Annotated in this window: 16 protein-coding genes and 1 tRNA gene; 12 read left to right on the top strand and 5 right to left on the bottom strand. The window is 65.6% G+C overall.

The features are described from left to right. Nucleotides 1-24 precede the first annotated feature (24 nt). Together ACFQPG_RS09965 and ACFQPG_RS09960 are read left to right on the top strand one after the other, a co-directional pair. A complete protein-coding gene (locus tag ACFQPG_RS09965) occupies nt 25-414 on the top strand; it encodes a cytochrome c-type biogenesis protein (protein WP_380812558.1) in 390 nt (129 codons plus the stop codon). After that, the gene (locus ACFQPG_RS09960) at nt 372-1,037 is read left to right on the top strand and encodes a tetratricopeptide repeat protein (protein ID WP_380812556.1); all 666 of its coding nucleotides are present in this window, start codon (nt 372-374) and stop codon (nt 1,035-1,037) included. The genes ACFQPG_RS09965 and ACFQPG_RS09960 overlap by 43 nt, the downstream gene beginning before the upstream one ends. 25 nt (nt 1,038-1,062) lie before the next feature. Here the strand turns inward: ACFQPG_RS09960 and ACFQPG_RS09955 are convergent, their stop codons facing one another. Together ACFQPG_RS09955 and ald are read right to left on the bottom strand one after the other, a co-directional pair. Next, entirely contained in the window at nt 1,063-1,287 is a 225-nt protein-coding gene (locus ACFQPG_RS09955) for a DUF3072 domain-containing protein (protein ID WP_380812554.1), read from the bottom strand. Nucleotides 1,288-1,351: 64 nt separating this feature from the next. Next, nucleotides 1,352-2,455: an alanine dehydrogenase gene (gene ald, locus ACFQPG_RS09950; protein ID WP_380812552.1), complete on the bottom strand. Its 1,104-nt coding sequence runs from the start codon at nt 2,453-2,455 to the stop codon at nt 1,352-1,354. 120 nt (nt 2,456-2,575) lie between these two features. On the opposite strand from ald, the gene ACFQPG_RS09945 reads away from it, so the two are divergent. From ACFQPG_RS09945 to ACFQPG_RS09935, 3 genes are read left to right on the top strand one after another with little or no spacing between them, the layout of a single operon-like run. Next, on the top strand, nt 2,576-4,510 hold the full coding sequence (locus ACFQPG_RS09945) for a potassium transporter Kup (RefSeq protein ID WP_380812550.1): 1,935 nt from the start codon (nt 2,576-2,578) through the stop codon (nt 4,508-4,510). A 42-nt stretch (nt 4,511-4,552) separates the two neighbouring features. Further along, complete coding sequence (locus ACFQPG_RS09940; RefSeq protein WP_380812548.1) at nt 4,553-5,119, top strand: PRC-barrel domain-containing protein; 567 nt, start codon at nt 4,553-4,555, stop codon at nt 5,117-5,119. Beyond that, the gene (locus tag ACFQPG_RS09935) at nt 5,116-5,622 is read left to right on the top strand and encodes a 2'-5' RNA ligase family protein (RefSeq protein ID WP_380812546.1); all 507 of its coding nucleotides are present in this window, start codon (nt 5,116-5,118) and stop codon (nt 5,620-5,622) included. The genes ACFQPG_RS09940 and ACFQPG_RS09935 overlap by 4 nt, the downstream gene beginning before the upstream one ends. Here the strand turns inward: ACFQPG_RS09935 and ACFQPG_RS09930 are convergent. Continuing rightward, complete coding sequence (locus ACFQPG_RS09930) at nt 5,615-6,034, bottom strand: DUF3775 domain-containing protein (RefSeq protein ID WP_380812544.1); 420 nt, start codon at nt 6,032-6,034, stop codon at nt 5,615-5,617. The two genes, ACFQPG_RS09935 and ACFQPG_RS09930, sit on opposite strands and share 8 nt — an antisense overlap. Before the next feature lie 153 nt (nt 6,035-6,187). On the opposite strand from ACFQPG_RS09930, the gene ACFQPG_RS09925 reads away from it, so the two are divergent. Then, a tRNA-Met gene (locus ACFQPG_RS09925) sits at nt 6,188-6,264 on the top strand. A gap of 12 nt (nt 6,265-6,276) precedes the next feature. Here the strand turns inward: ACFQPG_RS09925 and ACFQPG_RS09920 are convergent. Beyond that, nucleotides 6,277-7,221: a 1-phosphofructokinase family hexose kinase gene (locus tag ACFQPG_RS09920; RefSeq protein WP_380812542.1), complete on the bottom strand. Its 945-nt coding sequence runs from the start codon at nt 7,219-7,221 to the stop codon at nt 6,277-6,279. Nucleotides 7,222-7,530: 309 nt separating this feature from the next. Between ACFQPG_RS09920 and proS the strand changes: the two genes are divergently transcribed. The 6 genes from proS to dnaE are packed head-to-tail and all read left to right on the top strand — an operon-like array spanning nt 7,531 to nt 16,191. Then, entirely contained in the window at nt 7,531-8,853 is a 1,323-nt protein-coding gene (proS, locus tag ACFQPG_RS09915; protein WP_380812540.1) for a proline--tRNA ligase, read from the top strand. Further along, nucleotides 8,850-10,100: a lipoprotein-releasing ABC transporter permease subunit gene (locus tag ACFQPG_RS09910; RefSeq protein WP_380812538.1), complete on the top strand. Its 1,251-nt coding sequence runs from the start codon at nt 8,850-8,852 to the stop codon at nt 10,098-10,100. The genes proS and ACFQPG_RS09910 overlap by 4 nt, the downstream gene beginning before the upstream one ends. Further along, nucleotides 10,093-10,767, top strand: a complete 675-nt coding sequence (locus tag ACFQPG_RS09905; RefSeq protein ID WP_380812536.1) for an ABC transporter ATP-binding protein — start codon at nt 10,093-10,095, stop codon at nt 10,765-10,767. Before ACFQPG_RS09910 ends, ACFQPG_RS09905 begins: the two co-directional genes overlap by 8 nt. A 36-nt stretch (nt 10,768-10,803) precedes the next feature. Further along, nucleotides 10,804-12,129, top strand: a complete 1,326-nt coding sequence (locus tag ACFQPG_RS09900; protein WP_380812534.1) for a lysozyme inhibitor LprI family protein — start codon at nt 10,804-10,806, stop codon at nt 12,127-12,129. Nucleotides 12,130-12,180: 51 nt separating this feature from the next. After that, complete coding sequence (locus tag ACFQPG_RS09895; RefSeq protein WP_380812532.1) at nt 12,181-12,705, top strand: hypothetical protein; 525 nt, start codon at nt 12,181-12,183, stop codon at nt 12,703-12,705. 45 nt (nt 12,706-12,750) lie between these two features. Continuing rightward, nucleotides 12,751-16,191, top strand: coding sequence for a DNA polymerase III subunit alpha (dnaE, locus tag ACFQPG_RS09890; RefSeq protein WP_380813126.1), 3,441 nt, complete (start codon nt 12,751-12,753; stop codon nt 16,189-16,191). A gap of 77 nt (nt 16,192-16,268) precedes the next feature. On the opposite strand, the gene ACFQPG_RS09885 is transcribed toward dnaE, so the two are convergent. Further along, nucleotides 16,269-16,925, bottom strand: a complete 657-nt coding sequence (locus ACFQPG_RS09885) for a hemerythrin domain-containing protein (RefSeq protein ID WP_380812530.1) — start codon at nt 16,923-16,925, stop codon at nt 16,269-16,271. Nucleotides 16,926-17,014: the final 89 nt, after the last annotated feature.

Raw genomic sequence — 17,014 nt, 5'->3', positions numbered from 1 at the left:
TCGAGACGGATAGCATTCGGTGTGGTGGCACTCCTTGCGGCGGGCACGGCAGGGGCCGACAGCACCCAACCGGCCGCGCCATACGCCAATCGCCAGCTTGAGGATCCGCGGCAGGAAGCGCGGGCCAAGGCGCTGATGGAAGAACTGCGCTGCCTGGTGTGCCAGGGGCAGTCGATCGCGGACAGTGACGCTGAACTTGCCGGCGACATGCGGGGCCTGGTGCGGGAGCGCATCAAGGCGGGGGAGAGCCCGGCGGACGTGCGCGCCTGGCTGATCGAGCGGTACGGAAGCTGGGTAAGCTATGCGCCGCCGTTCGGAGCGGACACGGCGCTGCTGTGGATCGCGCCGGCAGTGCTTCTTCTGGTCGGTGGATGGCTGGCGTCACAGCGGCTTCGGCGGAGACGGCGGCGGTGACGGGATTGCTCATTCTGCTCGCTCTGGTTGCCGTGACTGGAGCAGCGATGTGGCGGCTCGGCCACCTGCGTGGCGCCGCGCTCCAACTGGCGCTCGCTGCGTTGATGATCGGGGCGGCAGGCTATGCCGTCCAGGGGCGTCCCGGCCTCGCAGGTTCGCCTAGAGAGGGGCAGGCCAGAGCGGCGCCGCTTCCACTGGGTGTGCCACGGCGGGCGATGCTCGGCCGCTTCAACCAGTCGGACCGATGGCTGACGATCGCGGATGGCTATGCCAGCCGCGGGCAGACGGAGGATGCTGCCGGCGTGATCCGGTCAGCGATCCGCGCCCATCCGCGCGATGCCGGCTTGTGGGTCGGCTACGGCAATGCCCTGGTCGACCATGCGGGGATGATGACCCCCGCTGCGAACTTTGCCTATGCACGGGCACGGCAGCTGGCCCCGAAGCACCCGGCTCCCCTGTTCTTCGAAGGCCTGGCCCTTGCTCGCTCCGGCAAGCGCGAGGAAGCCCTGGCGTTGTGGCGTCAGGCGCTGGCGCTCACCCCGGAAGGGGCGAGTTACCGGCCAATCATCGAAGGCGGCCTGGTCTCACTGAGTGGCGGCAAGGCAGCTCAGGCAAGGCGCTAACGTAGGTGGAAGGCAGCCAACGCCGCTATTCGCCGCGGCCGGTCTGCTCTTGCAACTTGTCGATCTTCTTCGACGCGTCCGCCTTGGTCAGCTCGGGATCGAACTGCTCACCGGCTTCTTCGCTGAGCGTCTGGAGATAGGACGCTTGCGCCCCGGTCATTGGCTCGTCGCCGGTCACCCAATGGTCCGGATCCTTCACGGCATTGCCGGTCGGATGAGCCTTGGGATCGGAGTTGAGTCGATCGGACATTGGGCACCTTTTCAATAAGTTGATCAGATGCACCAACGCCAATGTTCCCGTTGTGTTCCCGGGGCTAGGCGGCTGCTTCGAACGGCAGGTCCAGCGCTTCCGCGACGGCTTCGTGCCGGATCTTGCCACCCGAGACGTTGAGGCCGTTCGCCAGGTGCGGGTCCTGCCGCATGGCTTCCTCAGCTCCAAGGTTCGCCAGCTTAATGGCAAACGGCAGGGTCGCGTTGTTGAGCGCAAAGGCGCTGGTCCGCGCCACCGCGCCGGGCATGTTGGCCACGCAGTAATGGATGATGCCGTCGACTTCGAACACCGGATTGGCGTGTGTTGTTGCATGGCTCGTCTCGAAGCAGCCACCCTGATCGATCGCGATGTCGACCAGCACCGACCCGCGCTTCATCGTCTTGAGCATGTCGCGGGTGACGAGCTTCGGCGCTGCGGCGCCGGGCACCAGCACCGCGCCGATCACCAACTCCGCCTCGGCGACGGCGTTGGCGATCGCGGCGCGCGATGCGTAGGCCGTCTTGATCTGGCTGGAGAAGAACATGTCGAGTTCTGCCAGCCGCTCGTTGCTGATGTCATAGATGGTGACGTCCGCGCGCATGCCCACCGCCATCTGCGCTGCGTTGACGCCGCTGACTCCGCCACCAAGAATTGCGACCTTTGCCGGAGCCACTCCGGGGACGCCGCCGAGCAGCACGCCACGGCCGCCCTGCTCCTTTTCGAGGTAGTGCGCACCCACCTGCACCGACATGCGGCCGGCGACTTCGCTCATCGGCTTCAGCAGGGGGAGGGCGCCGGTCCGGCTGGTCACCGTTTCGTAGGCGATGCAGGTCGCGCCCGACTTCATCAGCCCCTCGGCCTGCGGCTTGTCCGCGGCGAGGTGGAGATAGGTGAACAGCAGGTGCCGCGGCTCCAGCAGGGCAATCTCCTGCGGCTGGGGCTCCTTGACCTTGACGATCATGTCCGCGGCCTTGAACACGGATTCGGCGTCGGGGAGGATGGTCGCGCCCGCCTTCTGGAAGGCGGTGTCCGGACAATCGATCCCGCTGCCGGCGTTGGTCTCGACCACGACTTCGTGTCCGGCGGCAACCAGCTCCTTGACGGAGGCGGGCGTCATTCCGACGCGATACTCGTGATTCTTGATCTCCTTTGGCACACCGACGCGCATTGTTCGTTCGCTTTCCGTGATGAGTGGAATTGACGTTCGGCGCGCCTATAGACCGCCTTTGCGCTTCAGTGCCAGCCGATTGCGGGGGTTCGAGGCTGCTGCTAGGGCGCGCCGCCAGTCATGAACGCAACCGCAACCGCCGCTGAAGCCGCGCCACATCACGCCGGCGGACACGCACCGCAAGGCTCGCTGGCCAAACTGGCCGTGGGGGCTATCGGCATCGTGTTTGGCGATATCGGCACCTCGCCGATTTACGCGTTCCGGGAAACCTTTGCGGGCCACCACCAGCTGGCTCCGGATCAGCTCCATATCTACGGTGTGCTGAGCTTGATCTTCTGGTCGATGATGATCATCGTGACGTTAAAATATGTCACCATCATCATGCGCGCCGACAATAAGGGGGAGGGCGGCAGCCTTGCCCTTCTCGCCTTGATCAACCGCTCCACCAGTGAGAAACGCCGCTGGAGCGCAGGGATCGTGATGCTCGGCGTGTTCGCTACCGCCCTGTTCTACGGGGACAGCATGATCACGCCCGCCGTGTCAGTCTTGTCAGCGGTGGAGGGTCTAACCACCGTCAACCCAGCGTTCGAGAGTTTCGTCCTGCCGCTGGCCATCGGCATCCTTGTCGCCCTGTTCTTCATCCAGTCCCGCGGAACAGCCGCTGTTGGGCGGTTCTTCGGCCCGGTAATGCTGGCCTATTTCCTGACTATTGCAGCACTCGGCGTCTATCACCTTACGAGCTACCCGACACTGCTGCTGCAGATGCTCAATCCGCTCAATGCGGCCGCCTTCTACGCGGCGGAACCCTTGCCGGCCTTTATCGCCATGGGCTCGGTCGTCCTTGCAGTCACCGGCGCTGAGGCGCTCTACGCGGACATGGGCCATTTTGGCCGCAATCCGATCCGGGTTTCCTGGGTCTATTTCGTTCTTCCGGCGCTCCTGCTCAACTATCTTGGCCAAGGCGCCATGCTGCTCAGCCACACCCCCGCCGAGGCGGTAGAGCTGGTGAAGAACCCGTTCTTCTATCTTGCTTCCGAAAGCTTCCGCCTGCCGCTGGTCCTGCTGGCGACCTGCGCCACGATCATCGCCAGCCAGGCCGTGATCTCCGGCGCTTTCTCAGTGACCCAGCAGGCGATCCAGCTGGGCTTCATCCCACGCTTGCGCATCACCCACACCAGCGAGACGGCGGCCGGCCAGATCTACATTCCGGTGATCAATTGGGCGCTGCTGGTGATGGTGGTGCTGCTGGTCGTCACCTTCCAGAGCTCCTCCAACCTTGCGGCGGCTTACGGTATCGCGGTCACCGGTGCGATGTTCATCGACACCTTGCTGCTGGCCGTCGTCTTCTTCTCGCTGTGGAAGTGGAGTCCGTGGAAGGCTATCCCGCTGCTTGCGCTCTTCCTTCTCGTCGACGTAGCTTATTTCTCCGCTAACCTCCTCAAGGTTCCGGATGGCGGCTGGTTTCCGCTGCTGATCGGGGCAATCGCTTTCACCTTGCTGACCACCTGGGCGAGGGGGCGCAAGCTGATGCTCGACCGGATGGCGGAGGCGAGCCTGCCGATGGAGGTGTTCATCAAGTCGGCCGCCTCCAGCGCTACTCGGGTTCCGGGAACCGCCGTCTTCATGACCAGCTCCGCCAAGGGCGTTCCCCATGCGCTGCTGCACAATCTCAAGCACAACAAGGTGCTTCACGAGCGGGTCATGCTGCTGACCGTTCGGATCGAGGATGTGCCGTATGTCGCTGCGGAAAATCGTGCCATGACGGAAGACTATGGCTCCGGCTTCTTCAGGGTGGTGCTGCGCTACGGCTTCATGGAAGAGATTGACGTGCCGGGCGAGCTTCAGCGGCTTCAAGGGTGCGGACCGGGCTGCAAGATGATGGACACGAGCTTCTTCCTCGCCCGGCAGACGCTGCTGGCGAGCTCTCGCCCCGGAATGGCGATCTGGCGCGAACGGCTGTTCAGCTGGATGCTGCGCAACGCGGAAAGCGCCATGGAGTTCTTCAAGTTGCCGACCAACCGCGTGGTCGAGCTCGGGAGCCAGGTCGAAATCTGACCGGTGAGTGCAACCGGCGTGTCTGCCGGGAATTGCACTTCCATGGAACAACTTGCCTCATGGGTCGCCCCGATTGCGACGACCGTCGCCGCACTGATGACCGCTTCCAACCTCGGCAGCAGGATCACCGGCTACGGCTTCATCGTGTTCACCGTGGGGTCGATCGCCTGGCTAACGCTTGGAGTCGTCACCAACCAACCGAACCTGCTTTGGCAGAACGTGATCCTGACAGTGTTGAACCTGTTCGGCATATGGCGCTGGCTGGGCCGGCAGGCGAAGCTTGAGGACGGCGCCGACCGTGCGTCGGCGAAGAGCGCCGATACTCCGGGCGAAGCGTTGATCGCGGCGTCCAACCTGGCCAGCGCCAAGCTGCTCGGGCGGAGCAAAGAAGAACTCGGGACCTGCGTCGATGCCATGCTCGGCTGCGGGAGCGGGCGGTTGCGCTACCTGGTGGTTGCGCAAGGCGGGCTGGCCGGAGTGGGCGAAAGTTTCCGTCGGGTCGACTGGGGAGAGGTGAGAATTGCCGATGGCGCGGTGCACTTGCATCTTGACCAGCGGGCGTTCGCGGCCCTGCCGAAGCTCGATCGGGATAATTGGCCCGGCAGATGAGCGCGCTGATCGTCACCGCGGAGTTGGGCGTCCAGGACTTCGCCTGGCTGGACCGGCTGCGGCGAGAGCATTTCCCGCCCGAACGCAACCAATTGCCGGCGCACCTCACGCTATTTCATGCCCTGCCGCCCTCGGCGGATACCGAAATCCGGCACTTGCTGGCCACGCTGGCCGCTCGGCCACGACCAGCAGCGGAGGTCGCCGGACTGATAAACCTGGGCCGCGGCGTCGCCTTCCGGGTCGTCAGCGTCGACCTCGAGCAGATTCGGGGCGAGATCGCCGACCATTTCCATGGCTCCATGACATCACAGGATGCTCAAGGGTGGCGACCGCACGTAACGGTCCAGAACAAGGTCGAGCCCAAGGTCGCCCGTGCCCTGTTGCACGCGCTGCAACCCGGCTTCCGACCAAGGCCGCTGGCAATCGCCGGCCTTGGCCTCCACCGCTACCTTGGCGGTCCGTGGGAGAGGCTTGGAAACTGGTCCTTTCGCGGCGTCAGCTGACGTCGCCGATCCCGTCGCAGCTGAGCTCAAAGGCAGCCAGCCCGGCTTCCATCACCGACGCCAGCATCGGCATGTCGAGCAGAGTGTCGATCGCCCCGCCCGCTGCCACTTCGGAATTGGCCTCGTCCATCGCCTCGTCCCAGTCGGACGCGTCGTAAGTGCCCTGGCCAACCCAGCAAAAGGCCATGACCTCGGCCAACTGGTCCTCGCCGAGGTCGTCGAACGAGGCGCGAAGCTCTTCCTCCACCCCGGTGTTGATCTCGTCGTCGAGGACCGACAGCGCGCCTTCCTCCTCATCGTCAACGTTGTCCGCGGCTTCGCCGGCGTCATAGTCGCTTGGGGTCTGCGCTTCATATTCGCGGGCCCGCAGGATGATGCGGCAAAGCGTGTCGAGCGGGGTTAGCGGGTCCATTCATTCCTCTCCTGTTCATTCGTTGAACACAGAGGAAGGTCGCGAGGTTCCGCGCGTTGACCGGGCGCAAAGCGCTGCCTATATGCCCGCCCGCACCGCCCATGCGGTCGCCATCTTCTGCGCCGACGGCCAACGTGGCCGCCGGCCTGACGGGGCGGAGTAGCTCAGCTGGTTAGAGCAGCGGAATCATAATCCGCGTGTCGGGGGTTCAAGTCCCTCCTCCGCTACCATTCTCCACAGGCTCAGCAGACCGGCCGGGGATCGTCTACGCGCTGCAGAAGCTCTTCGACCTGCTTCCAATGGCATAGGTCCGTTCCGGGGGTCATGGCCGTTGCGGCGCCCGCGGCCACGCCCCAGCGAAAGGCCTCGAGCATGTCCTTGCCGCCGACCAGAGCCGCGGTCATGGCGGCGAGGAATGAGTCGCCAGCGCCGACGGCGCTCCTGGTCTCGACCGGAACGGCAGGCAGCAGATGCGCGCCGTTTCGGTCGGCAAGTATCGCGCCGTCACGTCCGAGCGTCACGACCACTTGCTGCACCTGCCCGGTTCGGGCGATTTCCATGGCTGCCCGGCCAAGATCTTCAGGGGAGGGCAGGGGGCAGCCGGCGAGCTCCTCCAGTTCCGAACGACTCGGCTTGATCAGGAACAGCCCGCCGGCTTGCACCGCCGCACGCAACGCTTCTCCCGACGTGTCGAGGAGGACGCGTACAGACTTGTCCTTGCGATCGGTCATGCGCGCATAAAGATCGTCGGGAGCGCAGCGTGGCAGGGAGCCACTCAGAACCAGCCAATCCGCCTCGCTACTTGCGGCGGCCCTTACCGCGGAGCTCCATTCCGCCTCATCGACACAGGGTCCCTCGGGCACGAAGCGAAATTCCTTGCCCGTGGACCGCTCATGTACGGTCATGCTGAGGCGGGTGTCACCGGCGATGCGCAGCCAATGGCGCGCAATATCTGCCCGTGCGAGCAGATCGTCGAGGACCCGGCCGGTGACGCCGCCGGCGAGGAAGGTGGCCTGAACAGCCACCCCGAACCGCTTCAGCACCCGCGCGACGTTGATGCCACCGCCGCCCGGGTCCATCCGCTCGCCGTACGTTCGGATCTTGTGGGTCGGGCAGACCTCATCCGCCTCGCTCGACAGGTCGATGGTCGGATTGCAGGTGATGGTGGTGACGGAATGGCGGCTCATTCGCAGGCGTTGCCGCAAGGCCGCGCATAAGACAAACGCCCGGACCGTTTCCGATCCGGGCGTCCGCGTGACGACTGCTCGTCAGCCCCCTTTGGAGCCTGCCTCGCGCGGAACAGGTCCGGCGTCAGCAGCCTCCCGAACTTCGACCCCTTGATCCGAAGCCCGCTTGGAGTGGGAAGGCTAGGGGGGAGAAACGCCCCTTGTCACGCAGCAAAGCAGCGCCAGCAGCTTTTGCGCACTGCCTGTGCCTGCCGCGCAACAGCTTCGTCGCATTGCCACCGCGCCGCCTCCGCCCTAGAGCCACCCGCCATGCGCCTGTCCCAAGCCTTTCTTCCCGTCCTCAAGGAAAGCCCCTCCGACGCCCAGATCGTAAGCCACAAGCTGATGCTGCGCGCCGGGCTGGTCCGCCAGACCGCCGCCGGGATCTACGCCTGGCTGCCACTCGGCCTGAAGGTGCTGCGAAAGATCGAGCAGATCGTTCGTGAGGAGCAGGACCGCGCGGGTGCGATCGAGATGCTGATGCCGACCATCCAGTCGGCCGACCTGTGGCGGGAAAGCGGCCGCTATGACGCTTATGGGCCGGAGATGCTGCGGATCCGCGACCGGCACGACCGCGAGATGCTGTTCGGGCCGACCAACGAGGAGATGATCACCGCCATCTTCCGCGACGATGTGCGGTCGTATCGTGACCTGCCGCGAACGCTCTACCACATCCAGTGGAAATTCCGGGACGAGGTCCGCCCGCGCTTCGGCGTGATGCGCGGCCGCGAGTTCCTGATGAAGGATGCCTACAGCTTCGACCTCGACGAGGCGGGCGCGCGGCAGAGCTACTACACGCAGCTGCTGGCCTACCTGCGCACCTTTCAGCGCATGGGCATTCGCGCGGTACCGATGAAGGCGGCGTCCGGGCCGATCGGCGGCGACCTCAGCCACGAGTTCATCGTTCTTGCGCCGACCGGCGAGAGCGAAGTGTTCTACGATGCGGATTATGACGCCATGGATTGGAGCCAGACCGAGCTTCGCTATGGCGATGCCGCCGGCCTCCACGCCATGTTCGAGCGCATCGGCCAGACCTACGCCGCGACGGACGAAACTCACGACGAGGCGCGCTGGTCGCAAGTGCCCGGCGAGCGCCAGCGTCAGGGGCGAGGCATCGAGGTCGGGCACATCTTCTACTTTGGCACCAAATATAGCGACGCGATGGGCCTGCGCGTGTCCGGGCCGGATGGCACAATGGTGACCCCGCACATGGGCAGCTACGGCGTCGGCGTGTCGCGGCTGGTCGGTGCCATCATCGAGGCCAGCCATGACGATTCCGGCATTATCTGGCCGGAAGCAGTCGCCCCATGGTCCGTCGGTATTGTCACCATGCGCGGCGACGATGCGGCGTCTCGGCAGGCGGCGGGCGATTTCTACGACAAGCTGACCAGCCTGGGCGTGGAGGCGCTCTACGACGACCGCGACGAGCGGGGCGGGGCCAAGCTGGCCGGCATGGACGTCATGGGCCTGCCAAAGCAGATCATCATCGGCCCGCGCGGACTGGCGCAGGGCCTGGTCGAGCTGAAGGACCGCCGCACCGGCGAGAAGCAGGAGCTGAGCATCGAGAGCGCGCTGGCGAGGCTGACCGCGTGATCCTCAACCGCTACGAACGCACGATTGCCAAGCGCTACCTGCTGCCCGGCAAGGGCGAGGGGTTCATCTTCCTCGTCGCGGCGATCAGCCTCGGTGCGGTGGCGCTCGGGGTGGCGGCGCTGATCATTGTGATGAGCGTCATGAACGGCTTCCGCGCCGAGCTGTTCGACAAGATCGTCGGGTTGAACGGTCACGCGGTGATCCAGGGCTATGACGGCCGCTTGCCGGACTGGCAGCGCGTTGCCGAGCAGGCAAAGCGGACTCCCGGCGTAACCTCCGCGACCCCTCTGATCGAACAGCCGCTCATGGCCAGCGCCAACGGCCGCGTCGAAGGCGTTCTGGTCCGCGGCATGCGAGTGCAGGACATCCGCAGCAACCCGACTATCGCCAGCAACGTCAAGTCTGGCGATATCCGCACCCTGACTCCCGGCAGCAATCGGGTGGCGATCGGCTCCCGCCTGGCGGAAGCGCTCGGCACCTATCCCGGCGGCGAGATCAGCCTGATCAGCCCTGAAGGACGCTCGACGCCGATCGGCACGGTTCCGCGGATCGTCAGCTACACGGTTGCCGCCACCTTCGAAGTGGGCGTGTTCGACTATGACAATGCGTTCGTCGTCATGCCCACCGAGGACGCGCAGAACCTGCTGATGCTGGGCAATGACGTCGGCATGATAGAGGTCGAGGTCGCTGATCCTGACAAGGTCGGGGAGCAGATGGCGGCGCTTCAGCCGATCGTGCAGGGCAAGGGCGTGGTCGTGGACTGGCGATCGATGAACTCGGCGCTGTTCGAGGCACTCGAAGTCGAGCGGATCGCGATGTTCGTCGTGCTCTCGCTGATCATTCTGGTCGCGGTGTTCAACATCCTGTCGTCGCTGATCATGCTGGTGCGTGCCAAGACGCGCGACATTGCCATCCTGCGCACCATGGGCGCGAGCCGGTCGGGGATGATGAAGATCTTTGTCACGGTTGGTGTCATCATCGGCTCGCTCGGGATCGTCCTCGGGGTCGTGCTCGGCGCCATCTTCCTGTTCTTCCGCCAAAGCGTGGTGAACTTCATCCAGCTGGTCACCGGCCAGAACCTGTGGGACCCGTCGGTCCGGTTCCTGTCGGAGCTGCCGAGCAAGACCGATCCGGTCGAGGTCACCGCCATCGTCGTGACCGCGCTGGTCCTGTCCTTCCTTTCCACCCTCTATCCGGCGTGGAAGGCGGCAAGCACCGATCCCGTCCAGGTGCTGCGTTATGAGTGAGCCCGTCCTCCAGACCACGGACCTGTGCCGCAGCTTTACGCAGGGAGACGTCACGATCCACGTCCTGCGCGGAGTGGATCTGGTCGTGCAGCCCGGCGAGATTGTCGCGCTGCTCGGTCCGTCCGGCTCGGGCAAGTCGACCCTGCTGCAGGCGGTCGGGCTGCTGGAGGGCGGATTTTCCGGTTCCATCCGAATCGCTGGGCAGGAGGCAGCCAGCCTCGACAATGACGAGCGCACGGTGCTGCGCCGCGACGCGCTGGGCTTCGTCTACCAGTTTCACCACCTGCTGCAGGATTTCAACGCGGCCGAGAACGTGATGCTGCCGCAGCTGATCCGCGGCACGGAGACGGACGAGGCGCGAAGCCGCTCGGAGCGGCTGCTGACCGCGCTCGGTCTCGGCGCCCGGCTGGATCATCGCCCGGCGAAACTGTCCGGCGGCGAGCAGCAGCGGGTTGCGGTGGCGCGCGCTCTGGCGAACCGTCCCCCGCTGGTCCTCGCCGACGAGCCGACGGGCAACCTCGACGAAGCCACGGCCGATGTCGTGCTCGCGGAATTCCTCGGCCTCGTACGCGGAGAGGGGAGTGCGGCCTTGGTCGCCACGCACAACGAGCGACTAGCGCAGAAGATGGACCGCGTGCTGCGGCTTCATGACGGGCGGCTCGAGTAAGTGGGACCATTTTGCCGGTAACGCGTTACTCTGCGCATGCCTGACCGTTCGAACGAGCCGCCGTACGACCCCCGCCTTGATCCGCGGCACCCAGACTATGATCCCCGGTTTGAGCAACGCCACTCGCGGTTCGAGCCGCGCGATCCACGTTTCGACCCCCGCTACGACCAGCCTCACGAGCAAGATCCGCGGGAGAGGGCCTATGATCCACGGCTCGACCCGCGGGAAAATGCGGCGGCGGGGCGCTATCCGGATCCGCGCGACCAGCATGATCCGCGGTACGGGGGTGGGGACCGCACTTACGACCCACGGTTCGACCCGCATGATCAGAGCTCCCAGCGAGGTGCGGCTCCGCCGCCGCCGCCGCCTTCGGGAACAGCGGCGACCGCACCGCGCCGGTCGCGGACCCGCACGCTGGCTCTGGCAGCGGGCTTGCTCGGCTTGCTGCTGGTCGCCCTGTTCGCCTTTCGAATGACCCGGAGCGGACCTGGGGAGGACCGGCTGGACGGCAACGCGGCAGCGAGCGCCGGCACTCCCGCCAAGACCGCCGAGGAACGCTGCGGCAGCCAGCGCAGCTACGATCTCGTCAAGCAGGCTCTGTTCCGCCAAGCGGCGCAGCTTCGCGGCAGCGACCAGAGCGCGTTCGACCGGTTGTCCTCCTACGCCACGGTGCGGGTCACCTCGCCCGTGCTGAAGCGGCAGGACGAGGAGCTTGGCACGCTGGTGTGCTCGGGCGATGTCGCTCTCGATCTGCCACCCGGCGTCGGCGTGGTCGGCGGACGCCGCACGCTGCAGGCCAGTCTCGATTATTCGCTTCAGCCGGCCGCGGATGGAAGCGGCGACGTCATGACGCTGAGCGGTGCCGACAGCATCGTCGTGCCGCTTGCCACCCTTGCGCGCACCGGCAGCCCACGCAGCGCGCCGCCAGCCAGCGGTCCCGCGCCAGTTCCGCCGAGCTCCAGTAATCCGGGCACCCTGACGCCCAGCGCTCCGGGTCCAGTTCCCGCGCCCGCCCCGTTGCCTCCGCCTTCACCAGCTCCGGCAGTCCGGCGGCAGGCCGATTCGGAGCCGCAAGCCGCCGCTCGCCCGAGCTTCAACTGCCGGTCGGCCCGCACGCGCGGCGAAGTGGCCGTATGCAACGATGTGGGTCTTGCCTCGCTCGATCGCCAGATGGCGTCGCAATTCGTCCGGGCGATCGGCAGCGCCGATTCCGGCCAGCGCAGCCTCCTCCAGCAGACTCGCACCCGCTTCCTGCGCTATCGCGACAGCTGCAGTTCGGACTCCTGCATCGCCGCCGCTTACCGCGGCCGCATGCGGGAGATCGACGACATCATGGCCGACCGCTGGGTCGCTCCACGCTGATCTTCCGCCAAAAGCCGAGACGCGGTTCACTCCTCGCGGGAGGAGAGGACCATGCTTATGGCAATCGTTGCGCTGGCCCTGCAGGCGGCTGCCCCGCCGGCAGCGCAGCAGGGCTGCACTGCTCCGCAGGCGCGACAGTTCGACTTCTCGGTGGGGCGGTGGGACGTGTTCCCGACGGGCAAGACTACGCTCGTCGCCCACAGCCTCATCGAGAAGCTCTATGGCGGCTGCGCGATCGGCGAGAATTGGATCCCGCTGAAGGGGAGCGCGGGTGGGAGCCTGAGCAACTTCGACGAGCACGACGCCCGCTGGCACCAGACTTGGGTCGATTCGAACGGATCGCGGGTGGAGTTCGACGGAGGGCTGACCGGCGGCAAGATGGTCCTGCTGGGCTACTGGCGCGGCCTCAACGGTCCTGGCCAGGACGCGCTTGTCCGAATGAGCTACACCCGCAATGCGGACGGGTCGGTCCGACAACTGGGCGAACAGTCGCTCGACCACGGCCTGAGCTGGGCACCCTCGTTCGACTTCACCTACAAGCCGATTACGAGACGATCCGAAACTGTTGATAAGTGAGGCGAGGTCGCTTCCACCCGGCGCGTGTCTGCCTATAGTCGCGCGATGACCGCGCCGTTCGTCCCGCTTCGTGTCTTTTCCAGTTTCTCGATGCTCGAAGGGGCGATGGAGCCGAAGGCGATCGCCAAGCTCGCCGCGAAGCTAGGCTTCCCGGCAGTCGGCCTGACCGATCGCAACGGTCTTTATGCCTCCATGGCGTTCAGCGAGGCCTGTTCCGGAGAGGGCGTCCAGCCAATCGTCGGCGCGACGGTGGGCGTTGTCCGGCCGGACGATGTGTCCGGCACCCAGCCCGACTGGCTGGTGCTGCTGGCCAAGGACGAGGATGGCTATGCCAACCTGTGCCGGCTCGTTTCCGCGGCCCATATGGACCGGCCCGACACGGACGCCCCGCACGTCGAATTTGCAGCACTGGAGCGCTACTCGGCTGGCCTGATCGCCTTGACGGCAGGAGGTGAGGGCGCGGTTGCCCGGCTCCTGGCGGATGGGCAGGCGACCCACGCGCGGACCTACCTCGAGCGGCTGGTCTCCCTCTACCCAGAGCGATTGTATGTCGAGCTGACCCGCCGCGGCGACGCGGTGGAGGAATCGGCCGAGGGCGCGCTGATCGACCTCGCTTATGCGCTCGACCTGCCGCTGGTTGCGACCAACCCGGCTTTCTACGCAGATCCGCAATTCCATGCCGCACACGACGCTTTGCTGTGCATCGCAAACTCCGCCTACATCGAGAATGCCGAGCGCGTGTCCTCCAGTGAGGATGCCTGGCTCAAGCCCGCCGAGGCGATGGCCGATCTGTTCGCCGACCTGCCCGAAGCCCTCGCCAACACGGTGGTGATCGCGCAGCGCTGCGCCGTCGCTGCGCCGAAGCGCCGTCCAATCCTCCCGCGCCTGTCGGATGACGAGGACGTGCAGTTGCGGCGGGATGCGCATGCCGGCTTGCAGCAGCGGCTGGAAGGGCATCCGGACAAGGATGCAGATCAGTACCGGGAGCGCCTGGACTTCGAGCTGGACGTGATCACCCGAATGGGTTTCTCGGGTTACTTCCTGATCGTCGCTGACTTCATCAAGTGGGCCAAGGCCAACGACATCCCAGTTGGGCCGGGCCGCGGGTCCGGTGCCGGCTCGGCAGTCGCCTGGGCTCTGACCATCACCGATCTCGACCCAATCGAGCTAAGCCTGCTGTTCGAGCGCTTCCTCAACCCGGAACGCGTGTCGATGCCAGACTTCGACATCGATTTCTGCGAAACACACCGCGACAGGGTCATTACCTACGTCCAGCAGAAATATGGCCGCGACCGGGTGGCCCAGATCATCACTTTCGGGCGGCTCAAGGCCCGCGCCGTACTGAAGGACACCGGCCGGGTGCTGCAGATGAGCTATGGCCATGTCGACCGGCTGGCCAAGCTGGTGCCCAATCATCCCGGAGATCCCTGGACGCTCGAACGATCGCTCAACGGCGTCAGCGAACTGGCCGCCGAATATCGCGACGAACCGCAGGTGAAGCGGCTGTTCGACCTGGCGATGAAGTTGGAAGGCCTGCCGCGCCACGCGTCTACCCATGCCGCGGGCGTTGTGATCGGCGACCGGCCTTTGCAGGAATTGGTCCCACTCCACCGCGATCCACGCTCCGACATGCCGGTCACGCAGTTCGACATGAAATATGTCGAGGCGGCGGGGCTGGTGAAGTTCGACTTCCTCGGCCTCAAGACCTTGTCCGTGTTGAAGGAAAGCCAGCGGCTGCTGCGGCAGCGCGGGATTGACGTCGATTATGCAGCCCTCCCGCGGGACGACCCAGCCGTCTACGAACTCCTGCAGCGGGGTGACACGGTTGGCGTGTTCCAGCTGGAATCCGAGGGCATGCGCCGGACGTTGGCCGCGGTCCGCCCGACCAACTTCGGCGACATCGTCGCGCTCGTGTCGCTCTACCGGCCGGGTCCGATGGACAACATCCCGATGTTCGGCGACCGCAAGAACGGCCGCGCCGAACTCGCCTATCCGCATCCGATGCTGGAAGAGGTGCTGAAGGATACCTACGGCATCTTCGTCTACCAGGAACAGGTGATGCAGGCCGCGCAGGTGCTGGCCGGCTACTCGCTCGGGGAAGCGGACCTGCTGCGCCGGGCCATGGGCAAGAAGATTCAGTCAGAGATGGATGCCCAGCGCGCGCGCTTCACCGAGGGTGCCGCACGCAACGGCATTGCGCCAGCCAAGGCCAACGAGCTTTTCGACTTGATCGACAAGTTCGCCGGCTACGGCTTCAACAAGTCGCACGCCGCGGCATACGCCTTGGTCGCCTACCACACCGCCTGGCTGAAGGCGCACCATCCGGCGGAATTCTTTGCGGCCTCGATGAGCTTTGACATCCACCAGACGGACAAGCTGTGCCTGTTCGCCGAAGACCTGCGCCGCTCCGGGCTTGAACTGCTGCCGCCGGACGTGAACGCCAGCCGCGCCGACTTCAGTGTCGAGGACGGAAAGGTCCGCTACGCCTTGGGCGCCCTGAAGGGGGTAGGGGAAAAGGCGATGGCCGATCTCGTCGAGGAGCGGGACGCGACGGGAGCGTTCAAGAGCCTCGACGAATTTGCCGAGCGGATCGACCCGCGCCTGCTGAACCGGCGTCAAATCGAGAGCCTGGCAGCCGGCGGAGCATTCGACAGCTTCAATCCCGATCGCCCGAAGGTCTTCGCGGGCGCCGAGACGATCCTCGCCCATGCGGCCAGCGCGGCCGAGCAGCGGAGCAGCGGGCAGGGTGGCCTGTTCGGTGGCGCGAGCGATGCCGGGATCGCGCCCATCCGCCTGCCCCGCGACGCTCGCTGGACCCTCGCCGAGCGAATGGCCGCGGAGAAGGAAGCGTTCGGCTTCTACTTTTCGGCGCACCCGGTGGACCACCACCGGCACCTCCTGGCCGCCCACCGCGTGCGCCTGTCCGGGGAACTGGGGCAGGTTCCGATGCCGGTCGATGGCGGACGGACAACTGCGACCATGGCCGGGCTCGTCGAAGAAGCACGGTGGCGGACCTCGCAGAAGGGCCGCCGGTTCTTGATGGCCCGGCTGAGCGACTCGTCGGGGCAGTTCGATGCGACCGTGTTCGACGATGACGCCACCGCGGCGGTGGAGGCGGCCGCCAAGGCCGGGCAATGCGGGCTGATCACGGTGGAACTCGACCGACGCCCCGGCGAGGAGCAGCCGCGGGTTGCGATCAAGCGCTTTCAGCCGCTGGACGATCTTGCGCGGCGCAGCCGGCTGGAATTGTCCATTCGCTGCGACGATCCGGCCAGGATCGAAGGGCTCGCCGCCGAACTGGCGAAGGCTGATGGCGGGACCGGCTTTGTCCGGCTTGTCATAGGCCTCGCCGATGGTCGCGAAGCAACCCTGCTGCTTGGCAGGAACTTCACGCTGGATGCGGAACTGGTGGCAAGGCTGGAGCGGCACACAGGCGAAGGCTCTGTGACGCTGAACGTGCAGGAGCCCCTCCGGCTCGTCGGCTAAGGAAAAGGCGGAGCAAGCTGGATGCTTGCCCCGCCTTCCGCCCCCGGCTGGAGCCAGGGCATCCGAACGCCAAAGCGTCAGTTCATCTTCACGCCTTCCTTGTTCATCAGCGACGTGATCTTGGCATTCTGTTCCTCGCCGATCGCCGTCTTGAAGCGTGGGAAGACCTGCTCTTCCTCCATCTTGGCGTGCTGCGCGATAAGCTCGCGGAACTCGCGCACGCGGGCCAGGAAATTGGGCGAGTCCTTGGCCATGTTGTCGAGTTCGTAAAGGAACGTCTTCACGTAGCCATGTTCATGCTCGAGATGGTCGGCGTCCACCGTCTCGTTGGCCAGGCGAAGCGCCGGATAGACCACCGCCTCTTCCATATGTGCATGCTTTTCAAGCGCATACGACAGCTTTTTGATAAGCAATGTGCGCTTCATCGTGTCCGTGTCTCCGGTGGTCAGCAGCATGTCGAATGTCGCCAGCGTTGCCTTGTGTTCCAGCGCCAGGATATCGTCCCAGTCGCCGGCCATGGCTTCGGTCTGCTGCATCAGGAACTTGCGTGCCCAGTTGGCGCCAATGCCAATCGCGGCGCCGGCCGCCAGCGCCCCGAGAAGCGGCCCGGTATTGTTGCCGCCGTTCCAGCTGAACGCGCTGCGCTCGCCGGAGGAACGGTTGGAACGGGTGCTGCTGCTGGAGTTACGGTCGGCCGCGCGGGTACGATCACGATTATCAGTGCGGGTCGCCATGGTCTTCTCCTGTTGTTTGGGAAAGTTTGGCGCTTCAACGGATTAGCGCAGTTCCGCGTTCCTCTTGCGAGAGGTTCGCAGGGCTACAG

Source organism: Sphingomonas sp. GCM10030256, from assembly GCF_042666415.1.
Classification (GTDB): Bacteria; Pseudomonadota; Alphaproteobacteria; order Sphingomonadales; family Sphingomonadaceae; genus Sphingomicrobium.
The sequence above is the reverse complement of the archived record's forward strand: the minus strand, read 5'-3'. Positions and strand labels throughout refer to the sequence as shown.